The sequence below is a fragment of the Variovorax sp. 05T418 genome, assembly GCF_056396385.1.
In genome coordinates, this window is sequence record NZ_JBFTLJ010000003.1 from 267,910 (window position 1) to 283,982 (window position 16,073).

Below are 16,073 nucleotides of genomic sequence, written 5' to 3' on the forward strand. Positions count from 1 at the left end.
GCCGCCCCAAGCAAGCTCGCCCCCGCTTGGCGGGGAGGCGCGCAGCGCCAGGGGTGCACCAATGAGCCGCCTCGTTGTCGTCTCCAACCGCGTGGCCGACCCGCGCAAGCCTGCCGCGGGCGGCCTGGCCGTGGCGCTCGGCGAGAGCCTGCAGCAAAGCGGCGGCATGTGGTTCGGCTGGAGCGGCCAGATCGTCGAGAACGGCCCCACGGGCGAAGGCGAGCTGCACATGCTGCAGGCCGGCAAGGTCACGCTGGCCACCATCGACCTCGGCCGCGAGGACCACGACAGCTACTACCTGGGCTACAGCAACGACGTGCTGTGGCCGGTGTTCCACAACCGCCTCGACCTCGCCCACTTCGAAGCCGGCTTCATCGGCGGCTACCGGCGCGTGAACCAGCTGTTCGCGCGCAAGCTCAAGCCGCTGCTGAAGGATGACGACATCATCTGGATCCACGACTACCACCTGATGCCGCTGGCGGCCGAGCTGCGCGGCATGGGCTGCAGGCAGCGCATCGGCTTCTTCCTGCACATTCCGCTGCCGCCGCAGATCATCATCGCGGCGGTTCCGCAGCACGAGTGGCTCATGCGCTCGCTGTTCGCCTACGACCTGATCGGCTTCCAGGCGCAGCAGGACGTGCAGCATTTCGAGCACTACGTGCGCAACGAGGCGCATGGCGAATACCTGGGCGACGAGATGTACCGCGCCTACGGCCAGACGGTGCGCTGCAGCGCCTTCCCGATCGGCATCGACGTCGACGAATTCGCGGCGCTCACGCACGCGAAGGAATCGCGCGACATGTTCGAGACCATGAAGCGCGAATATTCGCAGCGCCGGCTGCTGCTAGGCATCGACCGGCTCGACTATTCCAAGGGCATTCCCCAGCGCGTGCGCGCCTTCCGCGAGCTGCTCGCCAACTACCCCGAGAACCGCCGCAGCGCCACGCTGATCCAGATCGCCTCGCCCACGCGCGAGACGGTCGATGCCTATGGCGACATCCGGCGCGAGCTCGAAGCGCTGTGCGGTGCCATCAACGGCGACTACGGCGAGCTCGACTGGATGCCGGTGCGCTACATCCACCGCATGGTGGCGCGCAAGCGCGTGCCGGGGCTGTGCCGCGCGGCCGCGGTCGGGCTGGTGACGCCGCTGCGCGACGGCATGAACCTGGTCGCCAAGGAGTACATCGCGGCGCAGGACCCGGCCGACCCGGGCGTGCTGGTGCTGTCGCGCTTTGCCGGCGCGGCCGAGCAGCTGAAGGAAGCACTGCTGGTGAACCCCTACGACACGCACGGCACGGCCGAAACGGTGCAGCAGGCGCTGCAGATGCCGCTCGAGGAGCGGCGCGAGCGGCACCAGAAGCTGCTGTCGCGCATCCGCGAGCAGGACATCCACTGGTGGCGGCGCAGCTTCCTGGAGGCGCTGCGCCACGCCGCAAGCCAGCGCTAGGAAGCCGCCCGCTCAGCTTCCGGTCAGAAGCCGCACCAGCCGCATCACCGGCCGGGGCTCCGTGGGCCGAACCGCCGCTGTCTGCTGCTGTGCCTGCGCATGCACGCGCAGCCGCACCGGCGCCAGCGCCGACAGCTCGATCCAGCCGCCGCGTTCCAGCCGGTGCACGTCGCCCTCGTTCAGCACGGTCTTCGCGGTGAACACGGTGTCGCCGAACCAAGAGGGCGGCGACACGAGCAGCGCGCGGCCCTCCAGCATTTCGAGCCAGGTGGCGGGGTCGAGCGCGGCGCGCAGGGCCTCGCCCGGTTGCAGGACGACGGTATCGGGCAGTCGGTCGAGGGTGGTGGGGAACATGGCGCGCCTTCTGGAGTGGATGCGCCCATCGTAGGAATTCGGGCGCCCATAAAACAGGCACACGCCCAGGCGATTCGCACCGGAACAGCGGTGGCTGCGGCGCATCTGTTATGGTCGTTTTCCTTCGCAACTGCATCTGTTTTTGGATGCGCGACAGGGGGAGCATCGAGGCCATGGATTCGCTACCGCTCTACCGCCAGCTCTCAGCGCACTACGTGGACGCGATCCACACCGGCTCGCTCAAGCAGGGCGACAAGCTGCCCTCGCTGCGCAGCCTCATGCGCCTGCACGGCATCAGCCTGTCGACCGCGCTGCAGTTGTGCCGCACGATGGAAAGCGACGGCTGGGTCGAGGCGCGCGACCGTTCGGGCTACTTCGTGCGCCGGCCGCGGCGCCTTGCCATTGCGCCGATGGAGGAGCCCCCGGCCGGCGTGCCGCCCGACCCGGCGCAGTACGTGGGCATCCACGCCAAGGTGTCGGACTTCGTGGCGCGCCGCCGGCAGCTTCCCGAGAAGCTCAACTTTTCCATCGCGCGCGGCGCGCCCGAGCTGTATCCGGCCGAGGCGCTGCGCAATGCGATGACGCGCATGCTGCGCCAGCAGCCCGACATGCTGACGATTGCGGCGCCGCTCAAGGGCCACCGCCAGTTCCGCGAGGTGCTCGCGCAGCGCAGCCTGCGCGTGGGCATGGCGATCTCGCCGGAAGACATCCTGGTCACCAACGGCTGCATCGAGGCGCTCAACCTCGCGCTGCGTGCGGTGGCGCAGCCGGGCGACACGGTGGCGGTGGAGTCGCCCACCTTCTACGGCCTGCTGCAGGTGCTCGAGAGCCTGGGCATGCGCGCGCTGGAAATTCCGACCAGCCCGCAGACCGGCCTCTCGATCGAAGCGCTGGAGCTCGCGATCCGCACCTACGACAACATCAAGGCCGTGGTGGTGGTGCCGCACCTGCAGAACCCGCTGGGCAGCGTGATGCCCGACGCCCACAAGGCGCGGCTCGCGCAGCTGTGCGAGCGGCACGCGATTCCGCTGATCGAGGACGACACCTACAGCGAGCTGGTCGACGCCCCGACGCCGCCGCGCGCGCTCAAGTCCTGGGACACCGGCGGCAACGTGATCCACTGCGCCTCGCTGCACAAGATCCTCGCGCCCGGCCTGCGCCTGGGCTGGATCACGGCCGGCCGCTGGCATGCGCGGGTGGAGATGCTCAAGTACGCGCAGACCCGCAACAACGAAGGGCTCTCGCAAAGCGGCGCCGGCCTGTTCATGGCCACCGGCGCCTACGACCGCCACCTGCGCCATCTGCGCAGCTGCCTGAAGACGCAGCGCGAGCAGACCGCCGATGCGATCGCCGGCTACTTTCCGGCGGGCACGCGCATCAACCTGCCGCCCGGCGGGCTGCAGCTGTGGGTCGAGCTGCCCGAGCGCCTGTCGTCATCGCGGGTCTTCGATGCGGCGCTCGCGGAGCGGATCGTGGTGGCGCCCGGCACGCTGTTCTCCAACTCCTCGCGCTTCGACCACTACCTGCGCATCAACTGCGGCTGGCCGTATGGCGAGGCGGTCGACACGGGCCTGCGCCGCCTGGGCCAGATCATCGAGACGCTGATGAGCCGCGGTGATGCCGGCACGGCTGCGGCGCCACTGCCCATGCGGCCGGCATCGCCCCCGGTTCCCATCCAGTCGCCCCAGGGGCGCCAGCTTCAGTCGAGCAGTGCCAGGGCCGCGTAGTCGCCGACCTTTTCGCCGAGCCCCGCGGGCACCAGCAGCACGCCGCGCGTGAGCGGCTTGAGCTTGCCGTCGACCTGCGCCTGCAGCCGCGGCAGCAGGAAGTCGCGGTGGTGCCAGAACACGCTGCCGCCCAGGCTGATGCGCTGGAGGTCGAGCGTGGCAATGAGGTTGTAGATCATGCGGCCCATCACGCGGCACAGCGCATCGACGATCTCGACGGCATGCGGCTCGCCGTCCGAGGCGGCCGCGAACAGGTCGGGCGCGGGCTGCCCGAAGCGGCGCGCGATGGAGTTGCCCGCCACCAGCGCCTCCACGTCGCCGAGGTTGCCGCAGCCGCAGAGCGCACCGCTGGCGTCGTCCACCACGAAGCTGTGGCCCGCATGGCCGGCATTGCCGTTCTTGCCGCGCAGCGCACGGCCGTCCACGCACAGGCCCACGCCCACGCCGGTGCTCCAGGTGACGTAGGCGCAGTGGTCCAGGCCCTGCAGCGCGCCCCAGTGGCGCTCGGCCTCGAGCGCGGCCACGGCGTCGTTCTCGACCCGCACACGGCCGAAGCGCCGGGCCAGCGGGGCTTCGATGATTGCCGTCATCCAGTTGTTGGGCAGGCCGCGCGCCGGCCCCGCAATGCCGCCGCAGATGTTGGGCGTGGCCAGCTCCACCATGCCGTCGCGCAGCTCGAAGGGGCCGGTGGACGAGACGCCCACGCGGTCGATGTCGGCCGGCGCGATGCCCTGCTCGGCGCAGACCTCGTCGATCATGCGCATGATCTGCACCGCCACGGCGTCGTTGTCGCCGGTCTTGGCCGTCGGCTCGCTGCGGCGGCCGGCCAGCGGCGCATCGCTCGAAGGGGAAAGGCTCACGGCCACCTTGGTGCCGCCGATGTCAACGCAGGCTCTCATCGCGTGGTTCTTCTCTCTGGGTCTCTGGACGGGTTCATCAACAACGGCGCTAGATGAAGCGCGCCACCAGCGCCGCGATCATGCTGAGCACCAGGGTGCTCGAGATCGGCAGCTGCCATTCGCGGCCGAAGGCGCGGAATTCGAAATCGCCGGGCAGCCGCCCGAAGCCGAACCGGCGCAGCCAGGCCGTGAGGCCGCTCATGAGCACCAGGGCAAGGACGACGACGATCAGCCAGCGGATCATGGGAACAGTCTAGGCCGCAAGGATGGCCATGGCTTGTCGGTGAAGTTCGGGCGTTGCGGCCGCAATCACCCGGCCATCGGACTCCAGCCCCAGCGGCTGGCCCTGCCAGTCGGTGATGACGCCGCCCGCGGCCTCGATCACGCCCGCCGGGCCCAGGTAGTCGTAGGGCTGCAGGCCGGTTTCCACCACGAGGTCGATGGTGCCGCCCGCGAGCTGCGCATAGCCGTAGCAGTCGCCGCCGAAGCGCCGCATCGCGCACTGCCGGCTCAGCCGGTCGAAGGCCTGCCAGTCGGCCGGCGCAAAGATGTCGGGCGAGGTGGTGACGATGCGCGCCTTGGCCACCTCGGTGCAGCTGCTCGCGTGCACCGGCTGGCCGTCGCGCGTCGCGCCCTGGCCGGCCTGGCCGACCCAGCGCTCCTTGAGCACCGGCATGTCGATCATGCCCAGCACCACGCGCGAGCCCTGCAGCACGCCGATCAGCGTGCCCCACAGCGGCGATCCGGTGATGAAGCTGCGCGTGCCGTCGATCGGGTCGAGCACCCAGACGCGCTCGGCGTCGAGCCGCTCGAGGCCGTGCTCCTCGCCGAAGATGCCGTCCGCGGCGGCGCGCACGGCAAGGATCTCGCGCATGGCCGTCTCGGCGGCGCGGTCCGCCAGCGTCACGGGGCTCTCGTCGGCCTTGGTGATGATGTCCAGCGGCGTGCGGAAATAGCGCATCGACTGCGCGGCGGCGGCATCGGCCAGAAAATGCGCGATCGACAGCAGATCGGGGGCGGAAGAGCTCATGGGAAACCAAGCGTGCCAAAACTGCGATTAGACCCGAGCCGGGCCCGGTTTGACACGCATGGGGCCACCGCCCTAGCATGGTCCGGAAATTGCCACATCGACCACATGGCTTCATTTCAACTTCCGCGTCGCGCCCTGTTGGCGCTGGTGCTCGGCCTTGCGGCCGCGCTGGCCCAGGCCACCCCTTCCGCGTCGGAGCAAAAGCTCATCGACACGCTGATCCTGCGCGTCTCGAAGATGACGACGATGACCTTCATGCGCAACGGCGACGAGCACAACGCCGCCGATGCCGCCAAGCACATGCAGGCCAAGTTCGACCACTTCAAAGACGAGATCACCACGGCGGAAGACTTCATCGACCGCTGCGCCTCCCGCTCGGAGATGACGGGCAAGCCCTACAAGATCAAGATGCCGAACGGCTCGATGCGGGACGCCAACGAATTCCTCAACGCCGAATTGCGCACGCTGCGCCAGGGCGGCGGCAGCGGCAAGCCTGGCGCCGGTTGACCCGGCTGCATCGGGCCAAAGAAGAAGCCATCAGAAGGGCGTGTCGCCCACGATGGTGGTGCGATTGAGGCGGCGCCGCAGATGGTCCGGCGTGCCGGCCGCCAGGTGCATCAGCGAGCGGTTGTCCCAGAACACGAGGTCGTGCGGCGCCCATTGGTGGCGGTACACGAACTGCGGCTTCACGCTGTGCGCGAACAGCTCGGCCAGCAGCGCGTCGCTCTCCTGCGGCGGCAGGCCGACGATGCGCGTCGTGAAATGCTCGCTGACGAACAGCGCCTTGCGGCCGGTCTCGGGGTGCGTGCGCACCACCGGCTGCACGGCGGGCGCGACCTGGTCGATCTGCTCCTGCGAGAGCTTGGGCCGCCAAGGGTTCTTTGCGCGCAGCGCCTCGTACTTGGCAAGGTAGCTGTGCTCGGCCTTGAGCGGCAGGATGCGCTGCTGCAGCTCGGGAGAGAGCGTTTCCCACGCAAGATGCTGGTCGGCAAAGAGCGTGTCGCCGCCCTCGCTCGGCAGCTCCTGCGCATGCAGCAGCGAGCCCAGGCTGGGCTGGGGCTTGTACGAGATGTCCGAATGCCAATAGACGCCCGCATCGCCCAGGCCGATGGGCTCGCCGTTCTCCTTGATGTTGGAGACGATCAGGATCTCGGGATGGTTCTTCAGATGGAACTGGTGCAGCACATGGATCTCGAGCGGGCCGAAGCGGCGGCTGAATTCGATGTGCTCGGCCGGAGTGATCTGCTGGTTGCGGAACACCAGCACGTGGTGGTCCAGATGCGCGCGGTGGATGCGCGCGAAGTCTTCGTCGTTGATGGGCTTCGAGATGTCGAGGCCGACGATTTCTGCGCCGACGGGGGCGTTGAAGGGGCGCACTTCGAAGTGCTGGGGGGCGGTCATTGCGCCAATGTAGGTTTTAGTGAGGGGGTTCTCAACGAAATCTTTGTTGGTTGCTTATGTCAGAGCGTATGACTCCGATCCCCTTCAGCAAACCCCATCGCCTCCCACCCCTCCCCCACCGCAAACCCCACCACCTTGAACAGCTCCCCCATCTCATGCTCATGAACGAGCCGAGCCGCCATGCCTCTTTCTGCCGTGCTGCCCTGCCCCATCCGCTCGAGCAGCCCGCAGTTCAGCAGAAACCTCGCCTGGCTGGTGTAGCCCAGCACCTCGAGCCCGGCCTCCTGCCCCGCGAGCGCGATGCCGGTGAAATTGACGTGCGCCGTGATGTCCTTGTAGCCCACATCCGACAGCGGATCGCCGTCGGCCTGGTGCGCGCGGTGGCACATCACGGTGCCCATGTGGCGCTGCGGGTGGTAGTACTCGCGCTCCGGAAAACCATAGTCGATGAAGAAGGCCGCGCCGCTCTTCAGGCGGTCCGCCAGGGTCGCGACGAAGGCCTCGGCCTGCGGATGGATTTCGGTCAGGTAGTCGTGCTCGCCGGACACCTCGAACGGCGGCCGCAGCGCGGTCTCGCGGTCGGCCCAGGCCCAGCCGTCGGCGCGCACGTTGCGCACCACGCCGCGCTCGAACCACTGGCCGCCCACGCGGGCCAAGAGCTGCACCGGCATCGCGTCGAGCACCTCGTTGCCGACCACCACGCCCTGCATCGCCTCGGGCAGTTCGCCGAGCCATTCGACGCGGTCCGTGTAGCGCGCCAGCGCCTGCTGCTGGCGCTCGCGCAAGGTGCCGGACAGGTCGACGATGCGGTAGCGCACGTCGCCGCGGCCGATCTCGTCGAGCGCATGCAGCAGCTGCACGGCAAGCGCGCCCGTGCCGGCGCCGAATTCCCAGACCGTGTCGGTGCCGGTCTTCTCCAGCGCCTCGGCCACCTGCGCCGCGAGCGCCTGCCCGAACATGGGCGTGAGTTCCGGCGCCGTCACGAAGTCGCTGCCCGACGACGGCATGTGGCCGAACTTGGCCGAGCTGTTGGCGTAGTAGCCCAGCCCCGGCGCATACAGGGCCAGCGCCATGAAGCGGTCGAAGCCGATCCATCCGCCCGCCCGTTCCACCGAACGGGCAATCAGGATGTCGAGGGCCATGGGTAAACTGTTTGTCGTCGTTTTTGTCGTCACCCGCCGATTCTCCCTTCTCTGCCCGCATGAGCACAGCGCCCCTTCCTCTTGTTACGCCAGCCCGCCGCACCGTCCTCGTCACGGGTGCCGGCCGCCGGCTGGGGCGCGAGATCGCGCTGGCGCTGGCCGCCGGCGGCTGGCAGGTGGCGGTGCACTACCGCAGCTCGCGCGGGGAGGCCGAGCAAACCGCGGCCGATTGCGCGGCCCTGTCGGGCACTTCGGCGCCTTTCGAGGCCGACCTGCTCGACGAAGGCGCCACCCGCGCCCTGCTGCCGCGCGTGGCGGCGCACTTCGGCAGCGTCGATGCCGTGGTCCACAGCGCAGCGCTCTTCGAACACGACGACGCCGCGAGCTTCAGCTACGCGCTCATGGAGCGCCATGCGCGCAGCAACACCGGTGCGGCCATCGTGCTGGCGCAGGCGCTGCACGACCACCTGGCGCTGCGCGGCGACGCGCAGGGCGCCGTCGTGCACATGCTCGACCAGAAGCTCTGGAACCCGAACCCCGACTTCCTGAGCTACACGCTCTCCAAGGCCGCGCTCGAGGCCGCCACGCCCATGCTGGCGCTGGCACTGGCGCCGCGCGTGCGGGTGGTGGGCGTGGCGCCCGGCCTCACGCTGCCCAGCCACATGCTCGACGAAGACCGGTTCTCGAAGCTGCACACGCTCTCGCCGCTGGGCCGCTCTTCGACGCCGGCCGACGTGGCGGCCACGGTGAAGTTCGCGCTGGAGAACAGCTCGATCACCGGCACCACGCTCGTGGTGGACGGCGGCCAGCACCTCATGAAATTCGACCGCGACTTCTCGCTGATGTGAGCCCCACCATGCCTTCCAACCCGATCGGCCGCCAGACACTCACCCTGCAGGGGCTGCGCTTCGACGCCAACCTGGGCATCCTCGACCAGGAAAAGACAGCCCCGCAGCCGATCCAGGTCGATGCCGAGCTGCACCTGGGCGCGCAGCCGCTGCTGCCGAAGGACGACGACATCTACCACGTGCTGGACTACCGCAAGGTGCGCCGCATCATCATCGACGAGTGCACGGCCGAGCATGTGAACCTGCTCGAAACGCTCATCGGCAAGCTCGCGCAGCGGCTGCTGCAGCTGCCCGGCGTGGTCGGCGTGCGGGTGAAGATCGCCAAGCTCGAGATCTTCGACGACTGCGAGGTGGCTATCCGCATGGAAGCCGGGGAATGGTGAACCGAGGCAAAATCGGGCCCTCCTCCCCCCGATTTGCCTGACCGAAGCAGCCCACCCATGAACGCCGTCTGGATCGACGAGGCGCCCGTCGCCGGCGCCGCCACCAATTCCCTGAAGATCGAGCGCGAAACGCACAAGCTCGAAAAGCGCCTGTGCCGCGAAGTCGGCCGCGCGATCGTCGACTACAACATGATCGAGGAGGGCGACAAGGTCATGGTGTGCGTCTCGGGCGGGAAGGACAGCTACGCCATGCTGGACATCCTGCTCAAGCTCAGGGCCCGCGCACCGATCCACTTCGACATCGTCGCGGTCAACCTCGACCAGAAGCAGCCCGGCTTTCCCGAGGAGGTGCTGCCCAGATACCTGAGCGAGCTCGGCGTGGACTTCCACATCGAGAACCAGGACACCTACAGCATCGTCAAGCGCGTGATCCCCGAGGGCAAGACCACCTGCGGCCTGTGCAGCCGGCTGCGCCGCGGCATCCTGTACCGCGTGGCGGACGAACTGGGCGCCACCAAGGTCGCGCTCGGCCACCACCGCGACGACATGCTGCAGACCTTCTTCCTCAACATGTTCTTCGCGGGCAAGCTCAAGAGCATGCCGCCCAAGCTGGTGAGCGACGACGGCAAGCACATCGTGATCCGCCCGCTCGCCTACGTGGCCGAGAAAGACCTGGTGCGCTGGGCCCAGCACCGCGAATTCCCGATCATTCCGTGCACGCTCTGCGGCAGCCAGGAAAACCTGCAGCGCAAGCAGGTCGGCGAAATGCTGCGCGAGTGGGACAGGAAGCACCCCGGCCGCGTGGAGAACATGTTCACCGCGCTGCAGAACGTGGTGCCCTCGCACCTGCTCGACGGAACGCAGCACGACTTCAAGGGTCTGAAGGCGACCGGCGTGGCCGACGAAGACGGCGACAAGGCCTTCGACACGCCCTCCTTCGACCTGCTCTCCCAGGCACCTGCAGCCCTGCGCATCCTTCAGGGCTGAGCGGGCAACCCAGGGGAATTTTGGGCCGCGGAGCCCGGAGATCCTCATGAAACGTGCGTTTTCAGCTCTTCTTCTGATAGCAAGCCTGAGCGGCTGCGCCACCTCCTGGGTGGTCGACAGCGATGTGAAAAGCTTCTCGTCGCTCGCCACCGTGGCGCCGGGCGCCAGCTACCGCTTCGAGCGCCTGCCGTCGCAGCAGGCCGACCTCGCCCGGCAGGAATCGCTCGAGGCCATGGCCGCCGCCGCGCTCGACAAGGTCGGCCTGCGCCGCGACGACGCCAGGCCGCAGTACAGCGCGCAGATCGGCGCACGCGTCGCGGCCGGCCTCTCGCCCTGGGCCGATCCATGGCTCTTCGACGGCCCCTGGGGCTATGGCTACGGCTATCCCGGCTATGCACGCCGGTGGTACGGCGGCGGCTGGTACGGCGGCCCGGCCTTCATGCCACCCGCGGCCAATCCCTGGTACGAGCGCGAAGTGAGCATCGTGCTGCGCGACATCGGCACGAACCGCGTGGTCTACGAAACGCGGGCCCGCAACGAGGGCCCGTACAACGTCAGCGCGACCATCCTGCCGGTGATGTTCGAGGCGGCGCTGCAGGGCTTTCCGAATCCGCCGCAGGGCGAGCGCCGGGTGAACATCGAGCTGTCCGCCGCAAAGAAGAAATGACGCGCTCCTAGAATCCAGCAGATGGAAGAAGCCACCCGCCTGATTGCCGTTCGCCATGGCGAAACCGCCTGGAACGTCGACACGCGCATCCAGGGCCAGCTCGACATCGGGCTCAACGACACCGGGCTCTGGCAGGCCCGGCGCGTCGGGCAGGCGCTGGCGCACGAAGACATCGGCGCGATCTACGCCAGCGACCTGTCGCGCGCCTGGCAGACCGCGCAGGAGATCGCCAGGCCCCACGGCCTCACGGTGCAGCCCGAGCCCGGCCTGCGCGAACGCGCCTTCGGCCGCTTCGAGGGCATGAGCTTTGCCGAGATCGAGTCCACCCTGCCCGACCAGGCCCGGCGCTGGCGCGAGCGCGACCCCGAATTCCAGCCCGAGGGCGGCGAGAGCCTGCTGGTCTTCCGCGAGCGGGTGACGCGCGTCGCATCGAAGCTGGCCGCGCGCCATCCGGGCCAGCTGGTGACGCTGGTGGCGCACGGCGGCGTGATGGACGTGCTCTACCGCGCCGCCACGCGCCAGGAGCTGCAGGCGCCGCGCACCTGGCAGCTCGGGAACGCCGCCATCAACCGCATGCTGTGGACGCCCGAGGGCTTCAGCCTCGTGGGCTGGAGCGATACCGCCCACCTGGCGGCGGACGACGACGTTCTCGACGAGACCACAACCTAGGCGTGCGAGGCCGCGTGCCCCGCGGCACCGCCACCAGCCTCGGCCTTGGCCTCGCCCGGCAGGTCGACCATCGGCCCGGTGCCGCTGTAGCGGTCGAGCGCGAGGTAGATCGCGGGCGTGATGTAGAGCGTGATCACCTGCGAGAAGATCAGCCCGCCCACCACCGCCACGCCCAGCGGCTGGCGCAGCTCGGCGCCGGCGCCCAGGCCCAATGCGAGCGGCAGCGCGCCCATCAGCGCGGCCAGCGTGGTCATGAGGATCGGGCGGAAGCGCAGCCGGCAGGCCTCGCGGATCGCATCGACCGGCTTCATGCCCTCGGTGCGCTGCGCATCAAGGGCGAAGTCGATCATCATGATCGCGTTCTTCTTCACGATGCCGATCAGGAGCAGGATGCCGATGGTCGCGATCAGCGTCAGGTCGAAGCCGAAGATCTTGAGCGCGAGCAAGGCGCCCACGGCCGCCGACGGCAGCCCGGCCAGGATGGTCAGCGGGTGGATGTAGCTTTCGTACAGCACGCCCAGCAGGACGTAGATCACGAGCACGGCCAGCACCAGCAGCACGGCCTGGCTGGCCTGCGAGCTCTGGAACACCGCGGCATCGCCGCCGTAGGTGGTGATGATCGACTGCGGCATCTTCAGCTCTTCCTTGAACTGGTCGATCTTCGCGGTCGCGTTGCCCAGCGGCACGTCGGGCGCGAGGTTGAACGACACCGTCACCGCCTGCAGCTGCCCCTGGTGGTTGACCGAGGTGGGCCCCACGGTGCGCTTGACGGTCGAGAAGGCCGACAGCGGCACCAGCCGGCCGCTGGTGCTGCGCACCGACAGGCGCGACACGTCGTCCTCGAACTGCCGGTCGTTGTCGGCGGCCGAGAGAATCACCTGGTAGGTGTTGCTCGCGCCGTAGATGCTGCCGATCTGCCGGTCGCCGTACGCGTTGTAGAGCGCGGTGCGCAGGTCGCCCACGGCCACGCCGAGCACGCCGGCCTTGTCGCGGTCGATCTCCAGCGTGGCCTGCAGGCCGCGGTTCTGCGAATCGCTGGTGACGTCGCGGAAGGCCGGATCGGCGCGCATGCGCTCCATGAGCCGCGTGGCCCAGGGCACCATCTCGCCCGCATTGACGCTCTGCAGCGTGTACTGGAAGCGCGCCTTGCTCTGGCGGCCGCCCAGGCGCAGGTTCTGCACCGGCTGCATGTAGACCGCGATGCCCGGGATCTCGCGGAAGCGCTGGCGCAGCGATTCGAGCACCGCGGCCATCTTGGGACGCTGGCTGCGCGGCTTGAGCACCGCGAACAGGCGGCCGGAGTTCTGCGTGGCGGTGGGACCGCCCACGCCGACGAACGAGCTCACGTAGGCCACGCTCGGATCGGCCTGCAGCGAAGCGGCCACGCGTTCCTGCAGCGCGTTCATGGCGGTGAAGGAAATGTCCTCGGCCGCTTCGGTGGTGATCTGGATCTGCCCGATGTCCTCCTCGGGGAAGAAGCCCTTCGGAATGGAGACGAACAGCCAGGCCGTGACGACGAAGGTGCCGCCGGCCAACAGCAGCATCAGCTTGCGGTGCGCGAGCGTCCAGTCGAGCGTCCGCATGTAGTTCGCATGCACCCAGCGGTAGCCGCGCTCGAAGGCGCGTCCCACGGCGGTGCCGGGCTCGGGGTGCTCTTCCTCGTGGTCGAGCGCGCCATCCTTGCGCGGCACGTGCTTGAGCAGCCGGCTCGCGAGCATCGGCACCAGCGTGAGCGACACGATGGCCGACACCAGCACCGCCAGCGCCACCACCACCGCGAACTCATGGAACAGCAGGCCGATCACGCCCGGCATGAAGAAGATGGGAATGAACACCGCCACCAGCGAGATCGAGATCGAGATGATGGTGAAGCCCACCTCGCGCGCGCCGCGCAGCGCCGCGGCCATCGGCTCCATGCCTTTCTCGACGTAGCGCATGATGTTCTCGAGCACCACGATCGCATCGTCCACCACCAGCCCCACGGCCAGCGTGATGCCCAGCAGCGAGACGTTGTCCAGGCTGTAGCCGAAGGCATAGAGCAGCGCCACCGCGCCGATCAGCGAAATGGGAATGGTGGCCGCCGGAATCAGCGTGGCCACCAGCCGGTGCAGGAACAGGAAGATTACCAGCACCACCAGCGCGACGGTGCCCAGCAGCGTGAGCTGCACGTCGTGCACGGCTTCGCGGATGGACAGCGAGCGGTCGTTCACCATGTGGATCTCGACCGATTGCGGCAGCTCCGCCTTGAAGCGCGGAATGAGTGCGCGCACCGCATCCACCACCTGCACGGTGTTGGCGTTGGGCTGGCGCTGCACGGCCAGCGAGATGGAGCTCTGGCCGTTGAAGCTGCTGGCGGTCTTGACCGATTCGAAGCTGTCCTCGATGGTGGCCACTTCGTCCAGCCGCACCGGCGCGCCGTTGCGCTGCCCGACGATCAGCTTGGCGAAATCTTCCGCCCTCGTGAGCTGCCGGTTGGCCTGGATGGTGAGCGTCTGGCGCGGCCCGTCGAGCACGCCGACGGGCGTGTTGGCGTTGGCCGAATTCACTGCCTTGGCCAGCTCGTCGAGCGTGATGTTGCGCGCATTGAGCAGGTCGGCATTGGCCTTGATGCGCACCGCAAAGGCCTTGCGACCGTACACGCCCACCTGCGCCACGCCGTCGATGGTGGAAAGCGTGGGCGAGATCAGGTTCTCGGCGTAGTCGTTGAGCTCGGCCGGATTCATCGACGGCGAGATCAGCGCGATGAACAGCACCGGCGCGTCGGCCGGATTGACCTTGCGGTACGAAGGCAGCTGCGTCAGTTCCTGCGGCAGCTGTCGCTGGGCGCGCAGCAGCGCGGCCTGCACGTCGACCGCGGCGGCATCGATGTCGCGGCTGCTCACGAATTCCAGCGTGATCGAGCTCACGCCCTGGGTGTTGACCGAGCTGATGGTCTGCAGGCCCGGAATGGTCGAGAACTGCTTCTCCAGCGGCAGCGCCACCGACGAAGCCATGGTGTCCGGGCTCGCGCCCGGCAGCTGGGCGTTCACGTTGATGACCGGCGTGTTGTAGCTCGGCAGCGCGGCCACCGGGATGCTGAAGTAGGCAAAGATGCCCGCCACCACCGCCGCCGCGGACAACAGCACCGTCATCGCGGGACGACGGATGCACAGCTCCGAGATGTTCATGCGCGTTCCCGGGGAGCCTGGGTGTCCGAGGAGGCCGCACTGCCCGGCGTGACGCCGGTGGTACCGGCCGGCGCGGCCTTTTTATCGGCCCTGACCTTGCCGCCCGGGCGCACGTTCTGGCTGCCCTCGATGACCACCTGCTCGCCCGGCTCGACGCCGCTCACCGCCACCTTGGTGCCGAAGGTGTGGAGCACCTGCACCTTGCGGCGCTTGGCATTCATGGCCTGGTCGACCACGTAGAGCGAAGCGCCCTCGGACAGCATCATGAGCGCCGCGGCCGGCACCACCGTGGCGCCGGAGAGCGTGCGAACCGTGATCCGGGTGCCGACGAACTGGCCCGGCCAGAGGCTCTGGTCGGCGTTGTCGAACACCGCCTTGGCGCGCACCGTGCCGATCTGCGGATCGACCGTGTTGTCGACGAAATTGAGCACGCCGCTGAGCGGCTCGCGGCGTCCGACGACCAGCGCCTCCACCTTGGCCCGGCTGCGCGCCGCCGCCAGCAGGTCCTGCAGGTTGGCCTCCGGCACCGGGAAGCTCACCGCGATGGGATCGAGCTGCGTGATGGTGACCAGCGACAGCGTCGGCTGCACCAGCGTGCCGGGATAGATGTTCACGGCCCCGATGCGCCCCGCAATGGGCGCGCGCAGCGTGGCGTAGCCCAGCGCCACCTGCGCCGATTGCACCGCGGCGCGGTCGGCCGCCACCGCGGCGCGCTGCGCTTCCAGCTGCGACAGCGTGGCGTCCGTGGCGCTCTTGGAAATGAAGTTCTGCGCCAGCAGTTCCTGGCTGCGCTTGTATTGGCGCTCGAGGTCGGCCAGGGTGGCTTCGTCGCGCTTTTGCTGGGCGCGGGCGCGGGCCAGGTTGGCCTGGTCGTTGCGGTCGTCGAGCGTGAAGAGCAGCTGGCCCTCCTTGACGAACTGCCCTTCCTTCACGTGCACCGCCGCCACGGTGTTGGTCACCTGCGGCCGCAGATCGACACTGTTGAGCGACACCACGCTGCCGTTGACCTGCACCGTGACCGGCACGTCCTGCCGCTCGGCGGTGGCAAGCGTGACGAGCGCGGCCGGCGCGCCGTCTGCGGGGGCGCCACCGGCGGCGGCTGGCCTGGCGTTCTTTGCCGCCATGCGATCGCCCGACCCGCTCCACCACCATCCCGCGACGGCTACGATCAACACACCTGCAAGAGCGAGGACGATTTTTTTCTTCATGGGTTCTTGTGCACTTTGGGCTGACAGCGGCTATTGGAGCAGCCGTCGACTCGCAGTGTCCGTGAGTGCCGTAAAGATAAGTAAAGCCGCAATGCCAGGGCCCATGTACAACCCGCTGTGGCAGGCGCCAGGGATGATTTCACC

At 68.6% G+C, this 16,073-nt stretch carries 16 protein-coding genes; 8 read left to right on the forward strand and 8 right to left on the reverse strand.

Going from position 1 to position 16,073, the window contains the following annotated elements; translation table 11 throughout:
- Window positions 1–61 precede the first annotated feature (61 nt).
- Window positions 62–1,447, forward strand: a complete 1,386-nt coding sequence (gene otsA, locus AC1DMS_RS07250; RefSeq protein WP_018903612.1) for an alpha,alpha-trehalose-phosphate synthase (UDP-forming) — start codon at window positions 62–64, stop codon at window positions 1,445–1,447.
- A 12-nt stretch (window positions 1,448–1,459) separates the two neighbouring features.
- Here otsA and AC1DMS_RS07255 read toward each other — a convergent pair whose 3' ends face one another.
- Complete coding sequence (locus tag AC1DMS_RS07255) at window positions 1,460–1,801, reverse strand: hypothetical protein (RefSeq protein ID WP_436299561.1); 342 nt, start codon at window positions 1,799–1,801, stop codon at window positions 1,460–1,462.
- Window positions 1,802–1,974: 173 nt separating this feature from the next.
- On the opposite strand from AC1DMS_RS07255, the gene AC1DMS_RS07260 reads away from it, so the two are divergent.
- Entirely contained in the window at window positions 1,975–3,528 is a 1,554-nt protein-coding gene (locus AC1DMS_RS07260) for an aminotransferase-like domain-containing protein (protein WP_436299560.1), read from the forward strand.
- On the opposite strand, the gene AC1DMS_RS07265 is transcribed toward AC1DMS_RS07260, so the two are convergent.
- From AC1DMS_RS07265 to hisN, 3 genes are read right to left on the reverse strand one after another with little or no spacing between them, the layout of a single operon-like run.
- The gene (locus AC1DMS_RS07265) at window positions 3,501–4,427 is read right to left on the reverse strand and encodes an ROK family protein (RefSeq protein ID WP_012746131.1); all 927 of its coding nucleotides are present in this window, start codon (window positions 4,425–4,427) and stop codon (window positions 3,501–3,503) included. The genes AC1DMS_RS07260 and AC1DMS_RS07265 overlap by 28 nt on opposite strands.
- A gap of 49 nt (window positions 4,428–4,476) precedes the next feature.
- Complete coding sequence (locus AC1DMS_RS07270) at window positions 4,477–4,671, reverse strand: DUF2905 domain-containing protein (protein WP_281147626.1); 195 nt, start codon at window positions 4,669–4,671, stop codon at window positions 4,477–4,479.
- A 9-nt stretch (window positions 4,672–4,680) separates the two neighbouring features.
- Window positions 4,681–5,457: a histidinol-phosphatase gene (gene hisN, locus AC1DMS_RS07275; RefSeq protein ID WP_436299559.1), complete on the reverse strand. Its 777-nt coding sequence runs from the start codon at window positions 5,455–5,457 to the stop codon at window positions 4,681–4,683.
- Between the two features lie 105 nt (window positions 5,458–5,562).
- On the opposite strand from hisN, the gene AC1DMS_RS07280 reads away from it, so the two are divergent.
- Window positions 5,563–5,964 carry a DUF5329 family protein gene (locus AC1DMS_RS07280; RefSeq protein WP_278877404.1) on the forward strand — a complete coding sequence of 134 codons (402 nt, stop codon included), beginning with the start codon at window positions 5,563–5,565 and terminating at the stop codon, window positions 5,962–5,964.
- A gap of 30 nt (window positions 5,965–5,994) precedes the next feature.
- Here the strand turns inward: AC1DMS_RS07280 and AC1DMS_RS07285 are convergent, their stop codons facing one another.
- Window positions 5,995–6,858: a TauD/TfdA dioxygenase family protein gene (locus AC1DMS_RS07285; protein WP_062363122.1), complete on the reverse strand. Its 864-nt coding sequence runs from the start codon at window positions 6,856–6,858 to the stop codon at window positions 5,995–5,997.
- A gap of 59 nt (window positions 6,859–6,917) precedes the next feature.
- Window positions 6,918–8,000, reverse strand: a complete 1,083-nt coding sequence (locus tag AC1DMS_RS07290) for a class I SAM-dependent methyltransferase (RefSeq protein WP_018903618.1) — start codon at window positions 7,998–8,000, stop codon at window positions 6,918–6,920.
- A gap of 59 nt (window positions 8,001–8,059) precedes the next feature.
- On the opposite strand from AC1DMS_RS07290, the gene AC1DMS_RS07295 reads away from it, so the two are divergent.
- The 5 genes from AC1DMS_RS07295 to AC1DMS_RS07315 are packed head-to-tail and all read left to right on the forward strand — an operon-like array spanning window position 8,060 to window position 11,554.
- Complete coding sequence (locus AC1DMS_RS07295; protein WP_436299558.1) at window positions 8,060–8,848, forward strand: SDR family oxidoreductase; 789 nt, start codon at window positions 8,060–8,062, stop codon at window positions 8,846–8,848.
- A gap of 8 nt (window positions 8,849–8,856) precedes the next feature.
- Window positions 8,857–9,231, forward strand: a complete 375-nt coding sequence (locus AC1DMS_RS07300; RefSeq protein ID WP_012746124.1) for a dihydroneopterin aldolase — start codon at window positions 8,857–8,859, stop codon at window positions 9,229–9,231.
- A 57-nt stretch (window positions 9,232–9,288) separates the two neighbouring features.
- A complete protein-coding gene (gene ttcA, locus AC1DMS_RS07305) occupies window positions 9,289–10,218 on the forward strand; it encodes a tRNA 2-thiocytidine(32) synthetase TtcA (RefSeq protein WP_018903621.1) in 930 nt (309 codons plus the stop codon).
- A 46-nt stretch (window positions 10,219–10,264) separates the two neighbouring features.
- The gene (locus AC1DMS_RS07310) at window positions 10,265–10,885 is read left to right on the forward strand and encodes a DUF4136 domain-containing protein (protein ID WP_018903622.1); all 621 of its coding nucleotides are present in this window, start codon (window positions 10,265–10,267) and stop codon (window positions 10,883–10,885) included.
- 21 nt (window positions 10,886–10,906) lie between these two features.
- Complete coding sequence (locus tag AC1DMS_RS07315; RefSeq protein ID WP_018903623.1) at window positions 10,907–11,554, forward strand: histidine phosphatase family protein; 648 nt, start codon at window positions 10,907–10,909, stop codon at window positions 11,552–11,554.
- Here AC1DMS_RS07315 and AC1DMS_RS07320 read toward each other — a convergent pair.
- Entirely contained in the window at window positions 11,551–14,721 is a 3,171-nt protein-coding gene (locus tag AC1DMS_RS07320; RefSeq protein ID WP_478180838.1) for an efflux RND transporter permease subunit, read from the reverse strand. The genes AC1DMS_RS07315 and AC1DMS_RS07320 overlap by 4 nt on opposite strands.
- Window positions 14,718–15,845 carry an efflux RND transporter periplasmic adaptor subunit gene (locus AC1DMS_RS07325; RefSeq protein WP_012746119.1) on the reverse strand — a complete coding sequence of 376 codons (1,128 nt, stop codon included), beginning with the start codon at window positions 15,843–15,845 and terminating at the stop codon, window positions 14,718–14,720. Before AC1DMS_RS07325 ends, AC1DMS_RS07320 begins: the two co-directional genes overlap by 4 nt.
- Window positions 15,846–16,073 lie beyond the last annotated feature (228 nt).